The following is a 21,475-nucleotide window of genomic DNA, read 5'->3' on the forward strand; positions in this document are numbered from 1 at the left end:
GGCTCTTTTTATTACTTACCACACACCGAACAATTAGGCATCTTTATTAAATTCATTTCACGCCAGCTGTGAGACATGGCATCGAGAATCAAAAGTTTGCCTTGCTTTGGTTGTCCAAACTTGGCAATAACCTTGATAGCTTCCAAAGCCTGAGCCGCGCCTACCATGCCAACAACAGGTGCCATCACACCGGCTTCAACACAGCTTAGAGCAGCGTTGCCAAATAGAGCGCTTAAACACTGGTAACAGGGTGCGTCAGCATCTTGATAAGTGAAGACACTAATCTGACCTTCCATGCGAATCGCAGCGCCCGATACAAGTGGCGTTTTTGAGGCGTAACACAAACGGTTAAGTTGATTGCGCGTTTCAACGTTGTCGCTGGCATCAAGTACTAACGAATGCGCTTCAATGAGCTTTGCTAGTGCCTCGTCATCAAGTCTGTGGTCGACCGTTTCAACTCTAAGGTGTGGGTTTAACACCTGTAATGATTCAGCGGCTGAAACGACTTTCTTCTTACCAATATCAGCATCGGTGTGAAGCACTTGTCGTTGCAAGTTTGAAAGCTCGACAACATCGTCGTCGATCAGCATTAGCTTACCAATACCCGCAGTCGCAAGGTATTGAGCAGAGGCACAGCCTAAACCACCCGCACCTAACACCAAAATCGAGCTCTGTTTCAGCGCTTCTTGACCCTCAAAATCAAACTGCTTGAGAATGATCTGGCGGTTATAGCGAAGCATCTCTGCGTCAGACAGTATTTCCATCAGCAAGCCTCGTTAGTAAAGCGTGGAGTTAAACAGTTGAATCTGAACCGTTTCACCGACTTCAACACGGCCACGTTCGCGCTCTAGTACCACAAAGCAGTTTGCTAAGCTCATTGAGCGGAAAGCGCCAGAGCTTTGGTTACCTGTTGTTTCTACTACAAACTTACCGTTTTCAATCGAGTAGATGCCACGTTGGTAATCAGTACGGCCTGGGCCTTTTTTGAATGCAGATTTAGTGATAGCAGGAATCGACTCTGGTGCTGTCCATGCTGTGTGACCAGCTAATTTAGCCAGCATAGGCTGAACTAACACATACATAGTCATCATTGCTGATACTGGGTTACCCGGTAGGCCACAGAACCAAGCGTTGTCTAGCTCACCAAATGCGAATGGTTTACCTGGTTTGATTGCTAGTTTCCAAAAGCCGATTTCGCCAAGCTCTTCAAGAATGTCTTTGGTGTAATCAGCTTCGCCGACACTTACGCCACCAGAAGTGACAACTACGTCTGCCAGTTCTTGCGCTTTTACAAAGGTTTCTTTAAGCGTTGCAGGGCAATCAGGAATAATACCTAGGTCAATTGCTTCGCAACCAAACGCTTCAATCAGTGGTTTGATACCGTAGCGGTTGCTGTCGTAGATCTGACCATCTTCAAGAGGCTGACCTAATGGCTTGAGCTCATCGCCAGTAGAGAAGAAAGCGACTTTAGGTTTGTGTGCCACAGTTACATGACTCACACCGAGCGAAGCAATCATTGGAATGTCACGAGGTGTTAAACGTTCGCCACGGCTAAGAACGATATCGCCTTGCTTGATGTCGTCACCGGTAGGGCGAATGTTATTGTTCAGCTTGATGTCGTCTTGCTGAATCTCAATGCCAGCGTCAGTTTCAGCCGTGTTTTCTTGCATGATTACGACGTCACAACCTTCCGGGATCTTTGCGCCAGTCATAATGCGAATACAGGTGTTTGCTGGCCATTCACCTTCAAAAGGTTGACCTGCAAAGGACTTGCCCGCTAAAGGCAGCACTTTACTGTTCTCTAGGTCTGCTAAGCGCAGTGCATAGCCGTCCATTGCTGAGTTATCAAAAGGAGGGACGAAAATAGGGGATAGAATATCTTCAGCAAGTACGTAACCCAATGCTTCTGCTAATGGCAGTGATAAGGTCGTTTGAATAGGTTGAATTGGTGATAGCAGCTTATCTAGTGCTTCTTCAATTGGCATCAAGCCCGGAGCGTCGCAACAGCCCATAATTGAAATCCTTTGATCGTTATTATTTTGATTTGGCGGTTGGCAATAGGGATTCAATAGTTATCAAATCATGATGGTTCGCCAACGAAATTCTAGCCACTCTAGCACAGTTTAAGCCCCGTAAATAATGACCTCCCTTAAAATATGGGTGTATTTATTCAAAATTCCGAGTATCCTTGTTTGCCATCCAGAAGGGGTAATAAAAGAGGAAGTTCAATGTCAGGTCTTAGCGAATCAGCGAAGTTGGTTAAAGATGCGCTAGCAAGCCGTGGTTTAGAGACACCAATGAGTCCAAACCAGGTTAGCCGAGAAGAGAAAAAGGAACGAATCGAACACCATATGCGTGAGATTCTCACTCTCCTTGAACTTGATCTTACGGACGATAGTCTGGAAGAAACACCGCAACGTATTGCTAAAATGTACGTGGATGAAATTTTCTCTGGTTTGGATTACGCCAATTTCCCTAAAATTACGGTAATCGAAAACAAGATGGGCGTTCGTGAGATGGTACGAGTAAAAGACATTACCGTGACCAGTACTTGTGAGCACCACTTAGTGACGATTGATGGTAAGACTGCGGTCGCTTATATCCCTCGTGGGAAAATCATCGGCCTTTCAAAGATTAACCGTATTGTTCGATTCTTTGCTCAGCGCCCACAAGTTCAAGAACGTATGACGCAGCAGATCCTTGTTGCACTGCAAACGCTACTCGAAACTGATGACGTTGCTGTCACCATGGATGCGGTTCACTACTGCGTGAAATCACGCGGTGTAATGGACGCGACTAGCGAAACGACAACAACAGCTCTGGGCGGTATCTTCAGATCAAACCCAGCAACGCGCCACGAATTCTTACACGGCCTGCGTTAATACGTTTCGTTATTGGATGCACGTGATTTAGCCTTTGTAAATTGAAGTTCGTTGAAAATATTCTAAGCCTCGCTTTATGCGGGGCTTTTTTACGCCTGCAATGAAGTCAACTGTAATGGCTGAAAATGCTGTTATTCCCTAAAGTGAAGAATGAGCGACTTATTCACTTTCGCCATTCCCTAAAGTGAGGAATGAACGTAATAGGGAATCTGTTGCGGCCAAGCAGAAAAAGCACGCTCTATATCTTAACGTTTGTTGAAAGCATATAGAGCGTAACTAGAATCAGTCGCTGGTGGAGTGCTTAAGAAAGGTTAAACAAACGCTTTAAGTGGTGAACAATACCGGATGGCTTGTTCTCGGCTTGATAGATGCTCAAACCATCGTAAAAACTCGCCATGAACTCTACGCGAATCTCATCATCACTGCTTCTCGATATACGAGACAGTAGCGTAGCGGCTACAGCTGCGTGATCATTGGCTAGGCTGTAATCCATTCCTAGTCGTCCTTGAATGAACAACCACAAATGCGTGACTAGTTTTAACTGTTGAGCGTTAGAGTTTTGTAACTTGTCGCTGTGCTCAGTTCCCACTGTATTATCGAATACATTTTGCATCGCCTCATTCGCTTCTTTATTGCTTTCAAAGCGATAGCTTGCATCGATATGTACCTTGGTTAGCAAGCCAAGCAACGTCTGACGTGCAGAGTTCTCCGGCTTGTTCTCGCAAGCGTGTTTAAACAAAGCGTGGTTTTCATCAATAAATGACGACAGCTCTTTCTCGTAGCCTGTCGAGAGCGCTTTGACTGAACCTAAACCTGCTTCTTTTAAACACTGGTGAAGCTTGGTTCTAGCTTGTTGTTTAGCTTTGATTTCTTGCTGCGCGTCGGCTTGTTGCTTGGCTTCTTCTAGCTGGCTAGCTGCTGTTTGCGAATTATTCGGGGTTGGACGCTCAGTCATTACTCTGTAGCTCTTCCCACGTTACTTCTGCCGATTGAGTATCGCTGTTAATGAAAGCAGAGTTACCCGTCAGCATGACTGAAAGATCCATCGTACGTTGTGTCATCGCCGCTAGCTGCTCAATACCATCGTTGTCTAGACGAACGATCTGAGCTTTTAGGTAGCCGAATTTACCTTTGTTCTGCTCCCACCAAACGTTTGATTTAGTGTTGAAGCTGAATACGCGTACTGATTTAGATAGGCGAGTTGCCTTCTTAACACGCTCTGGATCGGGTTCGCCCACATCGACCCATTCTAGGATTTGATCGTCTAACGACTTCTGCCATAAATCGGGTTCTTCAATGCTAGACAACCCTTTAGTGAACTCAAGTTCAGGAGACGCATTGATACAGAAAGCCATGATTCGAGCCATCATTCGCTGTTCTGTTTCAGAAGGGTGTTGTGCAACCGTTAGATTGAAAGAGTCGTAATAGTCGCGATTCATATCGGTTAAAGAGATACGAAACTTGTAGATTGTCGGTTTAAGAGCCATTGAGAGGGTGTCTTAGGTAGAAATAGTGAAGGGGAATATTACCTTAAATCTCTGAATAGCGGGTAAAAAAATAGCCAGCAGAGGCTGGCTATTTTTAGAAAGCTTTAAAATACTAAATTAAAGTACTTTGATGCTGTCAGCTTGTGGGCCTTTTTGACCTTGAGATACTACGAACTCAACTTTTTGGCCTTCAGCAAGAGTTTTGAAACCGTCGCCAGTGATAGCAGAGAAGTGTGCGAATACGTCTGGGCCGTTTTCTTGTTGAATGAAGCCGAAGCCTTTAGTTTCGTTGAACCATTTTACTGTACCAGTAACTGTGTTAGACATGATGATATCCTAAAATTAAATTTTTATTTTGAGCCAATTGTGGCACTGATAGCGTGGAAAAGTTTATTGCTATTGCGTACAACACAACGGGGTTACTAGTAATCCAACGAAATGTTTATATACAAAGAACTTTCTTTCTAGCCGGGAACGAGTCTAAATCAAATCAGGGGATAGTCAATCGAATACATAGGGAAAGGTTGCAGAAACTTGGGGGTAGTCAAACTTTGCATTCCTTAAATATCATGGAGTTACAGTTGTATGGTGATTTGTTGTAGTTTTTGTGAAAAAGGTGGTCGAAATTGATGACGAATTTGGAGTAAATGCACTGTTTTAGCGCATTCATTTTTGCAAATTTAAAGCCGCTAACTGGGCGTTGAGCCCACTTTTAACGGCTTATATTTATAAATGTCGTTGTAAGGTAAGTGCCTTTACTTGAACGAGGTCTCGGCTACTTTTTCAAGCGGTACAGGTTGCCATTATCAGTGCTGAAGAAGATGTCTCCGTTTGGTGAAGTTTCGATGTCTCTTACCCTTTCGCCCAAGTCCTCTAAAATGCGTTCTTCCTCGATTGCCTCACCTTGTTCATTGACTGTCACAATATTGATGTGAGTAAGTTTTAGTGCGCCAGCCAGCAGTTTGCCTTTCAGCTCTGGGTACTTATCGCCTTGGTAAACAATCAAGCTCCCCGGAGCGATTGAAGGAACATAGACTTTTTTTGGCGCTTCAATACCATCTTTGGTTTCCGATTCGCCAACGCTGATAGGGCCCCAATACTCTTTTCCGTGTGAGGTGACAGGCCACCCATAGTTGGCACCCGCTTTTATTAGGTTAATTTCATCACCACCGCGAGGGCCGTGTTCAATCGACCAAAGCTTTTGAGTCGGGAAATCGTAATACAGACCTTGTGGATTACGATGGCCAAAGCTCCAAATTTCATTGAGCACTTTGTTGTTATCCGTGAATGGGTTATCGCTTGGTGTGCTTCCATCGGCATTCAGTCGTAATATTGATCCGGCGTGAGTCATGGTGTCTTGGCCGTTGTCTCGATCACCACGGTCGCCGATTGAAAAATACAGGTGGCTATCATCAAAGGTGATACGGCTACCAAAGTGACGTCCGGTGTCCGTTCTAGATTTAGATACAAACACATCTGTCCAATTGGTGACTTCATTATTGCTGTAATTAGCAGAAGCCAGTGTCGTTACGCCTTCACTATCGACGTCTTTACTGTAAGTGACGTAGAGCTTTCCGTTTTCAAAAGGGGAGAGTGCGATATCCAATAATCCACCTTGGCCTTTCGCCCATACATTGGGCAGCCTGAACAGTGTGTTTTGATCGCCTGTTTTTAAATCGACATGTTTAATGACGCCTGATTTTTCTGTGACTAACATGGACTTATCGTTGACATAAGCCAGCCCCCAAGGGATCACGAGTCCGTCGGTGATCTTCTCTGCCTGCCATGCAAAGGCTGACGTTATAGGACCAGAGGCAAGCAGCGCCAAAGCACATGAAAAAATACGGTGATGAGTGTTCATTGAAATCCCTTGATTATGAGCATCTAGTGTTAGTCTAGCGCTTGTGACCGATTGGCGGAAAGCCGAGGTTGCTGAAAAGTGACTATTCACATATTTAGTTGAACGCCTATTGTATGATTATACAAGCTCACGTATGTTTACTGTGCCTTTCTCTATTTGATCCCGTCGGAGCATTATGAACAACTCACCAGCAGCATTTTCGCTATTTTCTCAGTTTTTATGTTGTGAGTTAGATACGCACGATTTTTATTCAAATGGACGTATTAAACGATGAGTCGTGGATTTGATTTTAAATCGATCTTACTTGCGTGTTTGGTCATCAGTATCGGCCAGCTCAGTATGGGCTTGGTGTTTCCTTCTTTACCTTGGATCGCCAAAGACTTTGATGTCTCGCTAGAGCAAGCTCAGCTTTTGGTGAGTGTGTATTTATTGGGCTTTGGTCCTTCCCAGTTTATTTATGGCCCTATTTCCGATGCTTTGGGACGCAAGAAGGTACTGCTAAGCGGTTTGTTGATTGCCATGCTTGGGTTATTGATGATCATCTTCTTCAGCCATTCGTTTACTAGCATGGTGATGGGGCGATTCCTGCAAGGCTTAGGAACCGGTTGTTGCGCGGTACTTGCTCGTGCTTCTACGCGAGACAGATTCAGTGGGGCAGACTTGCCTTTGGCGATGTCTTACATTGCTATGGTTGCGTCTATAACACCTTTGATCGCGCCCGTTATCGGTGGATTCATTAACTTCCATTTTGGCTGGAGCATGGTGTTTATCTCGCTACTTGGCTATGTCTCATTAGCTTGGGTGGTGTTAGCGTTCAAATTTAAGGAAACCGTCACTCAGGTTTCGGCGATCCCTTCGCCTAAGAGAATGGTTTCTCAATATAAAGAGTTACTCACTTCTCGTTATTTTATGAGCTTTGCGAGTATCGGTTGGCTTAACTTTAGCTTGATGATCACCACTGTGTCGGTGATGCCATTTATCATGCAAAACCAGATTGGTATGACGTCAGATGAATACGCGATGTGGGCGGTGATTCCAGCATTAGGCATGCTTGGCGGAACAGGCTTATGTAACCGTATTCGCCCTATGCTGGGTAACAAGAAAACTCTGTTATGCACACCTGTATTGCACGTTGCTGCGGCCTTGTGGCTGTTCTTCTGTCCACTCGAACCTTTGTATCTCATGCTTGGCCAGTTCTTGATGATCCTTGGTAATGGTATTGCGTTACCTTGTGCTCAGGCGTTAGTGATGTTGCCTTATAAGAAGAACGCTGGCGCGGCGGCTGCGATGTCTGGTGGCGGGCAGATGGTGGTGTCTTCAATGGTGAGTATGGGCCTGGTTCAGTTAGGGTTAGGGGAAGCGTGGCATTTATCGCTCGTTATCATGCTGTTCACATTGATTACCCTGTTTAACATTTTGCGTGGTTTCAGTAGCCAAGAAGCGAGAGAGTCTCAGCTCAGTTAGTTGCTTAGGTAATTAGCTAGCTGCCTGGCTAGTAGGAACGAGAAGGCCATTGAAATGATGAATTTCAATGGCCTTTTTAATGTTCAGCGCTTTGGTTTAAGTTACCAGAATATATGCTATTTTCTGACTGCTTAGGGCAAGTGGTAGTGTTCCGAGCGCAGCTTGCGGCAGGGACGTTAGTTTCCATTATTGCTGGCAGCTACTTTATCTTCTTGCTACTGAAATCTCGAAGAACATAGGTTTTGCTCATGACCGAAAGCCATTGCTAATCAAAGCTACTGGCAATCAAAGCCATTGGCGATAAAAGCTACGGATGAAAAGCAGTGAATGGAGCGATCCATCACTGCTTTTTTGTTGATGTCGTTTGTGTAAAGGGAAAGACGTTAAGCAACACAGGTCTCGCTTCTTAATGTGCAAGTTTGGCATATGTTAATAAAATGTATAACCTAAAGGTCTGACCACTGATAAGGTAGCCACCATGCCAAACCTCGATCGTATTACTTGTTCTATCGATGAAAACCAAATTGCGACGGTTGTGTTGAATCGACCCGATAAGCTCAATGCTATTGATATGGCAATGTTTCAAGGCGTGAATAACATGGTGACTCAGCTGAAAAAGAACACCGAGATTCGTGCCGTAATAGTAAAAGGTGAGGGTTCTGATTTTTGTTCAGGGCTTGATGTTAAGTCCCTATTAACCAGTAAATCTGGGGCGATGAAGCTCTTGTTTAAATGGCTACCGACATTGCCTAACGCTGCACAACGCTTTTCATTGGGTTGGCGAGATATTCCATGCCCTGTCATTTTTGCGATTCATGGTCGTTGTTGGGGAGGCGGCCTGCAATTGGTCAGTGGGGGTGATTTTAGAATTGCTAGCCCGGATGCGAACTTCTCTATATTGGAAGCAAAGTGGGGTCTGATTCCAGACATGGGAGGCGCTATCGCTTTTAGAGAGCTGATGCGTAAAGATCACACCCTTGAAATGGCGATGACGGCCAAAGTGATCGACTGTGAAACCGCTAAAGAATATGGGTTGGTGACCAAGATTGCCGAAGATCCTTACGCTGAAGCCTATGCGTTGGCACTTGAGTGTGCGAATCGGTCGCCAGATGTCGTCGCTGCTAATAAGAAACTCTACAACAAGATTTGGTGGTCAAGCCCCGGAATGGCTGTGTTCTACGAAACTTGGTATCAGATCAAAGTAGGGTTAGGTAAGAACCGAGCGATAGCAGCACAGCGTGAAATTCATCCTGACAAGCCACGCTCTTACTTAGCAAGAAAGTTCAAATAATGTTTGTACAGGAATAATCGATATTCCCTTTGTTTATGGGGCTTTGCGGTAACCTTAGAGCAATTTAATGTCTAAGGCTAAATGAGCGCTCTGATGAACAAAACTTTTACTTACTCTCTAGCTGCCACTGCAATTTTTACGAGCTTAAATGCATTCGCAAGTGGCCTGTTTTTGCAAGAAGCTGTCGTTGCCAACGCTGGTACTACTGGTGCTGGCGACGGTGTTTACACTCGATCTGCAGCGGCGATGTGGACAAACCCTGCCACTATGTCTCACATGGGCGAAAGCAAAACGACCATCAATACCATGGCGTTCGATCTTGAGATGCAGTATCAAGACAACGGCGATAAGCAAGACGGTAAAGCACATACAGTGATGCCTTCATTTGGTGTCTTCCACGCGCATCAAGTCACTGACAAATTACACCTTGGTATTGCACTTGGTGCCGTTGGTGGCTCTAGCGTTGATTACGGTAACGAATGGGCAGGTCATCTTTTACTTCAAGATATTACGCTTACTGCGATGCAAGTGAATCCATCACTGAGTTACCAACTGAATGACCAGTGGTCGGTTGGGGCGGGTGTACAATTAAGTTGGGCTGCATTACAGCAATCATCCTCTCTTTTTACAGCTAAGCAAGACACTGATTGGGCTTATGGCTATAACCTTGGCGTAATGTACACACCGACAGACAAGCTTAAATTGGGTGCTAGTTATCGTTCTAAACTCGAACATGAATTTAACAATGATGTGAATGTATTTACTGGCGGCCAGCGTTCATTAAATACTGGTATAGATGTACCTGAAATTGTTGATGCCAGTTTGAGTTATGCATTTAATACTCAGCTTGATCTATTAGCTAGTGTGCAATTTCATCGTTGGAGTCAATGGGATAGCACTGTTTTAGATTTGGGTACAAACCAAAATGGTAACCTTCCAATTAATCAAACACTATTGCGCGATTGGGACGATGTATGGAAGTTTGCAGTTGGTGCAGATTACCAACTTAACTCAGACTGGCGTTTGAAAGCCGGTTTCTCTTACGAAACTTCTCCACAAGACGACCCGACAATGCAGTATGTTGATCTTCCCGTTGGTGAGCAGTATCGCTACTCAGTGGGTGCATCTACCTATTGGGATGATATCTTAATTGACGTGTTCTACGAATATGCTGACTTGGGTTCAGTAGATATGGACCGATTCATGGTTGACGGTTCATTCGATGGCCGTATCCACTTTGTTGGTGTTAGCGCGACCTTCTAATGACATTACGTAATCTACTAATCATTACTTTAGTGTCTTTATTTTCAACGGGTGCTTTTGCTGAAGAGAAGCACCCTGATGATCCGACTAAAATCGTAACCAAAGCTGGCGTTGCTTATAACGAAGATCTGCAGTTCTCTGGGTCTATTGGGCTTGATGAAGCGCGAATGATCAACGCTCGTGTTAATGCTGACGGTGAAGAGTGGCGAGTAGGCGGTTCATGGTTGTTGCCTATGGGGATCGTCAATTTCAACTTTAGCCGCTCTGAATACGACAACGATGCTTATAAGAACAACTACAGTATTGGTACGTTTATACCACTGAGTTATTTCGACATTGAGCCGTTCGGTTGGCAAATCTTCCCTATGGCTGGCTACAGTTATAATGATGGCGAAGTGGCGGTTTTCGATGATGATAACGTTGGCTCTGATTATGTATTGATGCCGAGTTCAACACATGGTGGCTACATTGGTGCCTTTGGTTTAAAAACGATTACGGATGAGTGGTCGATTATGGGCTTCGGTGGCGGTTCAATGGGGTCTGATGATTATTCAGGGTATTGGGCAGGCGTCGGTGCAAGCTACAAGTTGAGTGACGCTCAATCATTCAACTTCTTCACTATTTTTGCTGAGGACGATTTCGGTGAAAATAACAGTGTTGGCGCGTCTTACACCTATGAGTTCAAATAACTGTTAGCAGGCAGAAATTCGCAGGTGGACACCTCTCGTAAGAACCATTGACTTAGTCCAGATTAAATTGAACAAAGTCGCTTATTAAAACTTAGCGACTTTCTTTTGTTACCATTTCTCCAATCTTTTTTATCTCTTTTTGATGCTTTCTATATCTTTCTCACATGAGAGTGCCGCTCTCTTAATCTAGATTAAGTTTTCGCTGCCTTATTCTCTGTAGTATCCGCCTGAATCAGTGCCCATGCTTAATGGGTAACTTGCGTAACACGATTTTGAGAGGAAGACACTTGAGCACTTTGTTTACAGAAACCCACATTGGCAAGATGACACTAAAGAATCGCTTCATGAGAAGTGCAACGTGGGAAAATATGGCCACCGAAGATGGGCATATGACAGATAAACTGTACGCTATCTATGAAGAGTTGGCTCAAGGTGAAGTCGGCCTGATCGTGACGGGCTACGCGAACATTGTTGAAGAAGAAAAGCCGAATGCAGGCATGATGGGTATGTATAACGACTCATTCATTGAAGAGTATCAAAAGCTGACTCAACTGGTGCACGACAACGACTCTAAAATCGTGATGCAATTAGCTTATGGTGGCACCAAAACCACGCATGATCTTGGCGAACGAGTGATCTACGCACCAAGTGAGGTTCCAGAAAAAGGCACTCAAACACTAGGTAAAGCGATGACCACAGACGAGATCGACTACATTGTTGATGCGTTTGCTCAAGCGTCTTTGAGAGCACAAAAGTCAGGCTTTGATGGCGTTGAAGTTCATGCCGCTCACACTTACCTGATTAACCAATTTCTAAGCCCTTATTACAACCAACGTGAAGATGAATACGGCGGTAGCTTAGAAAACCGCATGAGATTTTTGTTAGAGATCTATACCGCGACACGTAAGCTGGTGGGTGATGATTTCCCTATCTTGGTTAAGCTCACGGCATCCGAGTTTTTTGAAGGTGGCGTCACCTTTGAGGAAACACGTATTGTCTGTAAAAAGCTTGAACAAGTGGGTGTGGATGGCATTGTCGTGTCAGGCAATATTCATGGCAAAGCAGACACTATGATTGGCGAGTCGCACGATGGTTTTACCATTCAAGCTGAAGGCTACTTCCATGAGTATGGTCACGCGATTAGCCAAGACGTTAATATCCCAGTGATCACGGTTGGTGGTCTAACGGATTTTGATGCTATCGAAGCGATTGCAAACAACACGGGCATTGAGTACTTCGCGCTTTCAAGACCGCTGCTTTCTGAACCCCATTTAGTGAAGCGTTGGAAGGAAGGGGATAGAAGCCCTGTTGAATGCGAACGATGCTCTAAGTGTCGTACTAAGCGCGGTAACTTCTGCGTGGTGAATAAAGACAGAAAAGTACAGCTTGCACGCATGTAGTCGCTGAGCCCAGCTCCAAGCGAGCTCCGAAGTTTATAGCTGAGTCTAAGTTTGAGCCTGTGTAATCGCGCAGGCTCTTGTTCATTCCGTATTCCACGAAACGAAATTTGAAACCTTATTAATCACATCTTCCTGTCAAATTGGCGCGACTAAACAGTTACACTACGCCTGTAAATTATCCAACCAAGTTATCGATAAAAACTGAGCAAACTTTGAAACTACTTCCTCTTCTTAAGCAACCTCGAATCCACTGACGTCTCTTTAGTTTTAGCGATATTGCTATGATTTAAGCGTGATACTCACTATTCATCCCAGTGAACCCTGTGTTTATAGGGCGTTAGTTTGTGCACCTTGGATTTGCATCGTCGAACATTTTGATAGTTAACGAATAAAACTTAATAGATCATTCAGAGGTAAAAATGCAAAAGAAGCATTGGTCCAAATTCGAGTTGCTGCATGAAGTCGTAACCAACCCCAATATTCACGTAAAAGGTCAACACAGTTATTACAGCGATTGCTGGGATAATGGGTTCGAGCAATCTGTCGTCCGTTATTTACATGGCGACGAAGTCAGCCGCCAGTGGGAGCCTCGATGGGAAATCGACGAACTCCATATCGGCGATTATGTCTGCATTGGCGCAGAGGTTGTGATTTTAATGGGTGGCAACCATACCCACAGAGTTGATTGGTTTTCGCTGTATCCATTTATGGATGTAATCGACGATGCCTACATTGGCAAAGGTGACACTCACATTGAAGATGGGGTGTGGTTAGGCATGAGAGCGATGGTGATGCCCGGTGTGACGATTGGCGAAGGCGCTGTGGTTGCAGCGAATAGTGTGGTGACTAAAGACGTCGCTCCATACAGCATTGTCGGTGGTTCTCCAGCTAAAGTCGTCAAATACCGCTTTGATGAGTCCGTTATTGACGAACTCATGTCATTCAAAATATACGAGTGGCCCTCAGATAAATTTGAAGCGCTGAAACCGTATTTATGTAACTCAGACTTTTCAAAGTTAAAGCAGGCGATAACGGATTACGACAATTGTTTGTAAGGAGCACTTGTAAGGAGCACTTGTAAGGAGCACTTGTAACGAGCGTTTGTAAGGAGAGTTTTTAAGGTACGGGTATAGCCACAGATTTGTGTAGAAAGATCTGTGTCATATTTATATTGAAAAACACGTTAAATCAGTCCGTTACCTTGCAATACTCAACATGGTGTACCAATCTTATTTCATAAGCATGGATAAGGATTGTGTATGCCCGCAAGTTCAATGAAAAACAAAGGGGTGGTGGGGAAAGTCTTACTGCCTTCTTTACTCATAAATCTTCTCTCTCTCGCCGTTCCGTTAACGGTTTTGCAAATTTACGATCGTATTTTACCTAACCAAAGTTACGGTACTGCCACTTTGTTGTTGGCGGGTGCAGCGTTGGCTGTTGCCATGGAAGCATTGATCCGGTTTGTGCGTACTTGGCTTTTGTCAGCCGCGGCCAGCAATACCGAGAAAGCGACCTATCAAACTTTGGTTGAAAGAGTAACAACGGCTTCATCAGGCCATCTCCGCCACATTGGTGTTGGCGGCGTGGAAGAGGGGCTTGGTTCTGTATCCAAAGTCAAAGATTGGTATTCCGGTGGTGTGATTGCAGGCTTTATTGATTTGCCTTTTGCCTTGATCTTCTTGGGCTTGGTGGCTTACATCGGCGGTGAGCTGGTGGCGATACCTTTGGCAGTTTGGCTGATTACTCTCGGAATCGTTTGGTTATCTTCTATTCGCGTTAAAAGCTTAAGTGAAGAAGCTTCCCAAGATGAGCAGGAGCGAAAAGCGTTCTTGATTTTACTGAGCCAAACCATTCAAGGAATCAAACGTCAGGCTGTTGAGTCTCGAATCTTCAATCAGTTTAAATCCCTCAATAACGTTCGCTCTCAGTCTAAAGCGAGAGAAGAAGAACAGAACGCCTTTGCCCAAGAATGTATTCAGCTTGCCGCATTAGCCACGTCAGTTTTACTCGTAATTACGGGGAGCTTGTGGGTGTTGGATGGTCAGTTAACTACTGGTGGCTTGGCGGCATGTTCTATCTTATCTGGCAGAGCGGTTGCGCCTTTGAGTGCTCTGGTTGGGGTTAGAATCAAGCTTAATTCAATACACAGTGCCAATCAGGCAATAGAAAAATTGAGTGACTTATCATTATCGGAATCTTCAGATTCTGAGCAAGTTGAGAACCACTTATCTGACTTTGAGACGTTGGAAATCAAGCAAGCGACCGTTGAAAGATATGGTGAACTCTCTCATGCAGATGTCACACTGAATAAAGGTGAGTTGGTTTTGTTAGAGAGTGAGGATCGCCACACCAACAGTCATTTATTGTCGTCGATTGCAGGTATTGATGATCTAAAAGCGGGTGAGTGCTTCATTAACGGAGCTGCAGTTTCAATCGCATCCGTAACCAATATTGCTGCCTACTGTGGCGTTAAAGGGCAGTTGGTGTCGGGTACTATTCTCGACAACTTGTGCGGGTTTGACCCTGAGAAAACGCAAAGCGCCAGTGACTATGCAAAGCGTTTGGGTTTAACCAAAGAGATTACTCGATTACCCGATGGACTAGAGACACAAATTGGCCATACGAGTGCTTCTTTGTTGAGTATGGGTAACGTGAAAATGCTCAATATCGCGGCTCAATTGGCAAGTGATAAACCCATAATCATGTTGGAAAGGCCGGATTCTTCACTTGATTTAGACGCCCTTGGGAATCTAGCTAAGGTGTTGGAAGAAGAAGTAACGGCAGGACGCACGATACTGATGGTGAGCTACCATTCGAAGCTTCGCGAATTTGCTAATCGAATCATTACAGTGGAAAGTCGAGCTATTACGGTCGACAGCGAGAGCAATCAGGAGGCCGTCGTATGAATCGTTTAGATATTGGTAACCCTTCAGGTACGAACAACCGTGCAGATACCAGCGGTCGACAAGAGGTGATGAATCATTTAGAAACCGAGAGCCTTTCCGTTCTTAAGCAGTTGGAAGTTAATGCTAATATCCAGTTGTTCGCACATCAATGGGTCGATGAAAATGGCATTGAATCAATCGACGATATGTTTGCCTTGTTCGACAGGCTTGCACTGCCTTATCGCTTGGTTGCCAACCTAGATGAAGTTGGTGAACATAAATTGGTCTTACTGGTACTTGGTGAACATGAGCTGGTCTCTGGTCATTTGGAATCCAAGCAATTTGTTGCCTTTAATGCCAATAACGACATCACCGATGTCCCTCAGTTTTGTATTGTTATCGAAGGGCCACCATTAGAGAAGGCCTCTCCTGATTGGGTTGGTGAAAGGTTACATGCGTTTCGCCCCATCATTCCTAAATTGTTATTGGTCAGCTTTATCACTAACTTATTTGCGCTTGCTGTTCCCTTCATCACGATGTCGATTTATGACCATGTGATTGGTGGTGATGCAGGGCATGAGTTGCAAGGTATCGCCATTGGCGCGGCGTTGTTGTTTGTGATGATGGGTTGGTTGAGAACATTACGTAGCCGAGTGTTTGCTTCAGTTTCCAACCGAGTAAGTCGTGAGATTTCTCAATCCCTCGTGCAGCGTCTGCTTCGTAATAGCTATGCTCAAAATCAGCAAACAGCTTCTTCTAGTCAGCAAAACCAAGTGATGTTGTCAGAGCGTATTTCAGGTGTGCTATCGGGGCCATTAGGAAATGCGTTATTTGACCTACCATTCATTCTAATTTTTGTACTAGCGATAGGAGTTTTAGGCGGATGGTTGGTACTGGTTCCAGTCGTCTCTTTAATCCTTTATTACTTGCTAGCAAAACGCTCGATACGCTCTAGCAGCAAGCGCTCGATGCAATCGACAGTCGCAGGTACGAATCGTCAAAACATGACTAATGAGCTGTCATCCAAGCTTGCCTTTATTCGCAGTGCTGGATTCTCAGAGCACTGGATTCAACGTTTCAAAAAAGCCAATCTTCTTGCTTCAACAGTGACCTTTAATCAATCGGTTCTCCAGAGTCGGTACACCTCGATTTACTATTTCATTGGTGTGGGCTCGACACTCGCCGTGATGGGGTTAGGCATAGGACTTATTTTTGAACAAGTGATGACGCCCGGTGGTTTGATTGCTTCAATGATGTTGATATCTAAGGTGACGGGTCCTGCTCAGGTGTTGGCAAACAGCGCGATGCGTTTTAATAGCTTTAATCAATCCAAGCTGCAAGTGAACCGTATTTTGTCTCAGCCGTCTGAGCGTGAATTCAGTTACCAGCATCACCCGTTACCCGTGGTAGCGCCTAACTTGAAATTAGACCAAGTGACGCTGCGCTATCCCAAACAGAGTCGCCCCGCTTTGAATGGTGTGAGTTTTGATATTGAAGCCGGTGAAGTTGTCGCGATTACCGGCCCTTCTGGGAGCGGTAAATCAACATTAATTGAAGTGCTGTCTGGCTTGCAGCCTATCCAAAATGGCATGGTCGAGCTTGAAGGCGTTAACCTCGTTCAATACGACCCGCAGCTTTATCGCCACTGGTGTTTCATTCGAGCCGCATATCCTGATTTGCTTACGCTGAGTATTCGAGAGTGGCTAAACGACGGTCACAAAGTCGAAGATCAGAAAATGATCTCTGCAATTGAAATGGTCGGTGGAAAGCGTTGGTTCGAGACATTATCAGGTGGGCTCGATACTTCCATCAGCAGTATTCAGCCGGACAGTCTTTTTGACATGTTGTCTGGCAGCGTCGCGCAGATCCTCATTGACGCGAAAGCGCTGGTTTATGGCTACCCAATGTTCTTAATGGATAATCCTGTGCCTGATGCTCACCCAAATGCTAAACGTATATTTGGTGAGTTTGTGCAATCGAAAAAAGGAAAAGCAACGGTGATCTACACGTCCCACGATCCGGATTTAATCAAGCTTGCCGATAAAGTGGTGGTATTAAATGAAGGTGCAGTGGTTTATGCCGGTCCATTAGATCCGGAGCAGTCTTCGAAGCAGGAACAGCCTTCAGAGCCTCAAGCTTCTCAAGAACCGCAGTTATCTGAGCAACCGTTATCTCAAGAGCTACAGCCGTCAACTCAAGAGGCGTCTGCTCAACAAAATGCAGCCCAACAAGAACAATCAGAGTCTAAGCAAGGAGTCGCTAATGACTAAACAATCTATCGAGAAGGGCAAGCGCTACGGTGAACTTGTTGAATCACAAAATACGGCTCGTACATTGGCGCTGGCCACATGGTCGGTTGCCTTATGTGTTATTGCTTTTGCCACTTGGTCTGTAGTCACTCAAGTTGATGAAATCGCCAAAGCCAAAGGTGCTGTGATTCCGGAAGGCGAGAAGCAAGTATTACAAAGCGCGATTGGCGGTAAGTTAAAGCAAATTCTCGTTAAAGAAGGCCAGTTGGTAGAGAAAGGCCAGCCGCTTGTTGAGTTTGATGCCACTTTCCAGCGTACCGCCCTTGAAGAGCTAAAGTCCCAACAAGTGACGCTTCTAGCCAGTGTGGAACGTATGAATGCGCTGCTTGAGCAGCGTGAGCCTAACCTTGCTGAGTTTGAGGTCGATTACCCAGAGATCGTCAGCCAACAAAAAGCGCAGCTGAACGCGCAAAAAGCCCTCTACTTCCAAAAGCGTGTGGTGCTTGAGAAAGAGAGCGAGCAAATTGCAGAGCAGCTTCGTAGCGTAGAAAAGGCCTTGCCGAGTTATGAGAAAGAGTTAAATGCGACTAAGCAAGAGTTGAACATACTGGAGAAGGGTTACAAAGCGGGTAACATTTCACGTTTACGTGTGCTTGAAATGCGACAAAAATTGGCCAGTATCGAACAGAAAATCGAAGAAGCTCGTGGTAAGAAGTCGGTATTGATTAGACAAGCTGACAGTAATGACCAAAAAATCATACAGCTTCTGGCGGAAGCGAAAGCTAAAGTGAGCGATGATCGTTCTAAAGCCGTATCTGACTTATCAGCATTGAATGCTAGAGTTCGTTCAAGCCAAGCTAAATTGACCAACACCATGTTGGTGTCACCTCTACAAGGCTTGGTGCAAAGCCTGCCAAGCACGCAAAACGGTGGTGTTATTCAGCCGGGTGGCACGGTGGTTGAAATCGTTCCTGTTGGTGGGAAAGCCGACTTTAAAGCGCGTTTGTCACCAAGAGATATTGGTTTTGTGAGTGTAGGGCAGCCGACTCGTATCAAGATTGATGCGTTTGATTACAGCCGCTTTGGGGCTTTAAAAGGGGCGGTAGAGAGTATTTCACCGACCACAAGTCAAAGCGAACGTGGCGAGATCTATTATGAAGTTGTAGTGTCGGTTGATACGCCTTACTTCCGTGATAACCCTGAAAGCTTTTCCATACTGCCGGGTATGACGGGTGAAGTAGACATCACAACTGGCGAGAAGTCGGTGTTCCAATACTTATGGAAACCGATTTATACCAATGTTAGCGTGGCGTTTGGAGAGAGGTAAAGTCCTCCACTCTGGCTTGCATAAAAAAGGAGCACATGCCGTGCTCCTTTTTTTATCTAACCGAAGGGGTGAAGTTCTAGTTATTTGGGTCTATGTCAGGCAGTCCGTCAACGTCATTATGATGGTGTAAAGAATCATCAATAGATGGGTTATCGGTATGGTGAGACAGCCCATCACTCATACCATCGTCAGTTTGCTCAGCCCCATAAGCACTCTCGGCATCACTGAAAATGATATCGATATCATGCGCTACTGGTACATTGTGTGACGGTGAATCTATAGACGGCGAGTCAGCATTAATACCCAGAGCGTCTAGGTAAGCATGGGCACCAGAACGCTGTTCGTGTTCGCCTATCGCTGTATGTTCTAGGTTTGCCGTCACCTCATCAAAATTAAGAGTAACTTCATCAGGGGTGCTGAAAGAGGCATCCGGTTCATCCGCTTGGCTCATGCCGGGTGCTGGAGGAGGTGATGGAGCGATTGGCGATAAATCCATGCCAGTTAGTGTGGTTTGGTCAATGTGATGTCCGCTGTTTCCATGGACGGATTGCGAGTGCAAATGTAGGTGCACCGCGACTTGTGAGTTTTGATCGCCTCCTAGGGTTAAAACAAACGAGTCGGTTTCGTCTGTACCACTACCGTAAGAGCCTCCTGTATGTGTCTTAACGACGCCTGATGAAGTTTGTTGGTAATCGTAACTCAACTCTCCGGTTGCAGGATTGACATGCAAAGTACCAAATTGACCGTGTAATGCAGTGAGAGAGTGTCCGTGGTGATCTGATATTCCCCAGCCTGTCATTGGCGTAGGCGTTCCTTGGTGAATAATTGGAGGAATTCCGATTGAGGCATGCAGGTCCTGATTGCCTGCACTGCCGGTAATTTTTGCAGGGGCAACTAGGGTTGGCATTGGTGGAACATCGCTGTGTCCATCAATGCGCATTTCAACTTCTTGAGTTGTAATGCCCCCGTGTCCATCATCGACTAATAGAGAAAACTTATCGGTCAATTGTTCACCATTATTTAAAGCATTAACATGGCTATTGCTGTTATTAAGTGTATAGACCCAAGTTTGTGTATTGCTATTATAGGTAACAGAACCATACTGTGGCTGATGTTGGCTATCAATACTGACAGAATGTTGATCGCTATGATCAACATCGCTGATAATAATTTGCCCAGAGGTCGCATTTGCAGCATCTTCATCAATGTTATGTGCACCTGCGATAACTTCAGAAACTGTTGGTTTATCATTAGTGCCATGCACATTGATGGTAATAATTTGTTTATCACCACCAGCGGTCGTTACTTCATATTGAACCTGCTCGACTTGCCCTGCCGCTAAGTGCTGAATATTGGCATTGGGAACCGAATAAGCCCAATCACCGGCTTTTCCAATGGTCAGATGACCGCCATAGGGATCACTGATCGCATGGGCATTACGAGTGTCGTAAAAATGATCTTCACCGGCATCAGGATCGATAACATTCAACACGCCAGTGACAAATATCGTATGTTGGGCATCACCTTGTACATGGCGATCTTCTGTTATTTGACCGCTTTTATCTCCGGCGAAGATCGCAGCATCGCCAACTGCCGAGAGTGTTGTTGATGCACCGGTGTGGGTCACACCACCGTGGGCATCTTTGACGTCATAGCTAAAATGGACATCGCCGTTATAGTCTTTTTCTGGCGTAAAGGTAAAGGTGCCATCGCCATTAATTAATATCGAACCATGGTCGGCGTGTAGGTTCTCAATGGATAATTTGCCAATATCGTTATCATCGATATCAGTTGTGTTAGCAAGTAGCAGTGCTGGGGTGAGGACAATTTTGCTATCTTCTAAGCCATTCGCTAAACGCACTTCAGCCGAGGCAATTGGCGCATCATTGGTGCCATGAACGGTCACTGTGATATCTTTTTTAGCACTGCCATCAATAGATTCAACGGTAAAGGTTTGCTGGAAGCTTTCCCCTGCGCCTAAATGTTGGACTTTATCATTGTCAATATCGTATGACCAATGGCCCTTTGCGTTGATATTGAACCGACCACCTTCGGCGGTGGTGATGGTTTGTGCAATAAAACCGGCTTGGTCGTGATCGGGGTCAATCACGTGTAACGTGCCACCACTGCTGAGCTGATTAGTGGTATTGCCAAAGGAAGTGTGATCTTCGTAAACATGATTATTGAGGCTGGAGTAGGGCGTTACTTCAATTTTTGCTTGGTTATCTTCACCGGTCACCTTCACCATAATGGTGAGCTTTTGACCATCATTGGTTTCGATTTCGTAGGGGAGCTCCATCGACTCGCCAGCATGTAGGCTACCAATGAGATCGTCCGCATGACGATTGGTAACAGCTTCTAATCTGAATTGATAAGTGCCATTAGGCCAAACATCAAGGTGACCAGGCTCAACCCCTTGGCCTAAATACTTCCCGCTAAAAACAAACTGAGTGTTATCACCACTATCAGGGTCAATTAGCTGAAGCTGGCCTCTATAGAATTTAAATTCACTATCCAGCGCTTGTGTTTCAGTGAGCTGAATGACATTAGAAACCAGTGTGGCTTTATCATCTGTCCCGGCAATCGTAAGCGTGGCGGTTTGTTGCGTACTTCCACCATGGCCATCTTCTACTTGATAAGTGATAGCGATTTGTTGCGACTGACCATTGGCCAAATG

The 21,475-nt window shown here is 45.2% G+C and carries 17 protein-coding genes; 10 read left to right on the forward strand and 7 right to left on the reverse strand.

What is annotated here, in order from left to right; all coding sequences use genetic code 11:
* Window positions 1-11: 11 nt before the first annotated feature.
* Together moeB and moeA are read right to left on the reverse strand one after the other, a co-directional pair.
* The gene (gene moeB / locus AB4482_RS12170; RefSeq protein WP_065583719.1) at window positions 12-764 is read right to left on the reverse strand and encodes a molybdopterin-synthase adenylyltransferase MoeB; all 753 of its coding nucleotides are present in this window, start codon (window positions 762-764) and stop codon (window positions 12-14) included.
* Between the two features lie 12 nt (window positions 765-776).
* Window positions 777-2,012, reverse strand: coding sequence for a molybdopterin molybdotransferase MoeA (gene moeA / locus AB4482_RS12175; RefSeq protein WP_102393097.1), 1,236 nt, complete (start codon window positions 2,010-2,012; stop codon window positions 777-779).
* Window positions 2,013-2,228: 216 nt separating this feature from the next.
* Here moeA and folE point away from each other — a divergent pair, with 216 nt between their 5' ends.
* Window positions 2,229-2,882 carry a GTP cyclohydrolase I FolE gene (gene folE / locus AB4482_RS12180; RefSeq protein ID WP_017061725.1) on the forward strand — a complete coding sequence of 218 codons (654 nt, stop codon included), beginning with the start codon at window positions 2,229-2,231 and terminating at the stop codon, window positions 2,880-2,882.
* A 301-nt stretch (window positions 2,883-3,183) separates the two neighbouring features.
* Here folE and AB4482_RS12185 read toward each other — a convergent pair whose 3' ends face one another.
* The 4 genes from AB4482_RS12185 to AB4482_RS12200 form a co-directional block, all read right to left on the reverse strand.
* The gene (locus AB4482_RS12185; protein ID WP_229648331.1) at window positions 3,184-3,837 is read right to left on the reverse strand and encodes a hypothetical protein; all 654 of its coding nucleotides are present in this window, start codon (window positions 3,835-3,837) and stop codon (window positions 3,184-3,186) included.
* Window positions 3,830-4,369 (reverse strand): YaeQ family protein, encoded by a 540-nt coding sequence (locus tag AB4482_RS12190; RefSeq protein WP_017061727.1) that lies wholly within the window; start codon window positions 4,367-4,369, stop codon window positions 3,830-3,832. Before AB4482_RS12190 ends, AB4482_RS12185 begins: the two co-directional genes overlap by 8 nt.
* 117 nt (window positions 4,370-4,486) lie before the next feature.
* Window positions 4,487-4,696, reverse strand: a complete 210-nt coding sequence (locus AB4482_RS12195) for a cold-shock protein (RefSeq protein ID WP_010430417.1) — start codon at window positions 4,694-4,696, stop codon at window positions 4,487-4,489.
* A gap of 448 nt (window positions 4,697-5,144) precedes the next feature.
* On the reverse strand, window positions 5,145-6,230 hold the full coding sequence (locus tag AB4482_RS12200) for a PQQ-dependent sugar dehydrogenase (protein ID WP_372131052.1): 1,086 nt from the start codon (window positions 6,228-6,230) through the stop codon (window positions 5,145-5,147).
* Window positions 6,231-6,500: 270 nt separating this feature from the next.
* Here AB4482_RS12200 and AB4482_RS12205 point away from each other — a divergent pair, with 270 nt between their 5' ends.
* The 9 genes from AB4482_RS12205 to AB4482_RS12245 all read left to right on the forward strand — a co-directional run bounded on the left by AB4482_RS12205 (window position 6,501) and on the right by AB4482_RS12245 (window position 18,798).
* Window positions 6,501-7,694, forward strand: coding sequence for a multidrug effflux MFS transporter (locus AB4482_RS12205; RefSeq protein ID WP_136976044.1), 1,194 nt, complete (start codon window positions 6,501-6,503; stop codon window positions 7,692-7,694).
* A gap of 478 nt (window positions 7,695-8,172) precedes the next feature.
* The gene (locus tag AB4482_RS12210; protein ID WP_017066674.1) at window positions 8,173-8,985 is read left to right on the forward strand and encodes a crotonase/enoyl-CoA hydratase family protein; all 813 of its coding nucleotides are present in this window, start codon (window positions 8,173-8,175) and stop codon (window positions 8,983-8,985) included.
* Window positions 8,986-9,078: 93 nt separating this feature from the next.
* Complete coding sequence (locus AB4482_RS12215) at window positions 9,079-10,248, forward strand: OmpP1/FadL family transporter (protein ID WP_104216140.1); 1,170 nt, start codon at window positions 9,079-9,081, stop codon at window positions 10,246-10,248.
* Entirely contained in the window at window positions 10,248-10,937 is a 690-nt protein-coding gene (locus tag AB4482_RS12220) for a hypothetical protein (RefSeq protein WP_017061732.1), read from the forward strand. Before AB4482_RS12215 ends, AB4482_RS12220 begins: the two co-directional genes overlap by 1 nt.
* 287 nt (window positions 10,938-11,224) lie before the next feature.
* A complete protein-coding gene (locus AB4482_RS12225) occupies window positions 11,225-12,337 on the forward strand; it encodes an NADH:flavin oxidoreductase (RefSeq protein WP_372131049.1) in 1,113 nt (370 codons plus the stop codon).
* A 419-nt stretch (window positions 12,338-12,756) separates the two neighbouring features.
* Window positions 12,757-13,392 (forward strand): CatB-related O-acetyltransferase, encoded by a 636-nt coding sequence (locus AB4482_RS12230; RefSeq protein WP_017061734.1) that lies wholly within the window; start codon window positions 12,757-12,759, stop codon window positions 13,390-13,392.
* Window positions 13,393-13,596: 204 nt separating this feature from the next.
* Window positions 13,597-15,243, forward strand: a complete 1,647-nt coding sequence (locus AB4482_RS12235) for an ABC transporter ATP-binding protein (RefSeq protein ID WP_017066510.1) — start codon at window positions 13,597-13,599, stop codon at window positions 15,241-15,243.
* Entirely contained in the window at window positions 15,240-17,492 is a 2,253-nt protein-coding gene (locus tag AB4482_RS12240) for an ABC transporter transmembrane domain-containing protein (protein WP_372181016.1), read from the forward strand. Before AB4482_RS12235 ends, AB4482_RS12240 begins: the two co-directional genes overlap by 4 nt.
* The gene (locus tag AB4482_RS12245) at window positions 17,485-18,798 is read left to right on the forward strand and encodes an HlyD family type I secretion periplasmic adaptor subunit (protein WP_081230386.1); all 1,314 of its coding nucleotides are present in this window, start codon (window positions 17,485-17,487) and stop codon (window positions 18,796-18,798) included. Before AB4482_RS12240 ends, AB4482_RS12245 begins: the two co-directional genes overlap by 8 nt.
* Before the next feature lie 76 nt (window positions 18,799-18,874).
* Here the strand turns inward: AB4482_RS12245 and AB4482_RS12250 are convergent.
* Window positions 18,875-21,475 (reverse strand): VCBS domain-containing protein (locus AB4482_RS12250; protein WP_372181018.1); only part of this gene is annotated, 2,601 nt, incomplete at its 5' end.

The sequence above is a fragment of the Vibrio sp. 10N.222.55.C7 genome (assembly GCF_041473335.1).
GTDB classification, from domain to species: domain Bacteria; phylum Pseudomonadota; class Gammaproteobacteria; order Enterobacterales; family Vibrionaceae; genus Vibrio; species Vibrio crassostreae_C.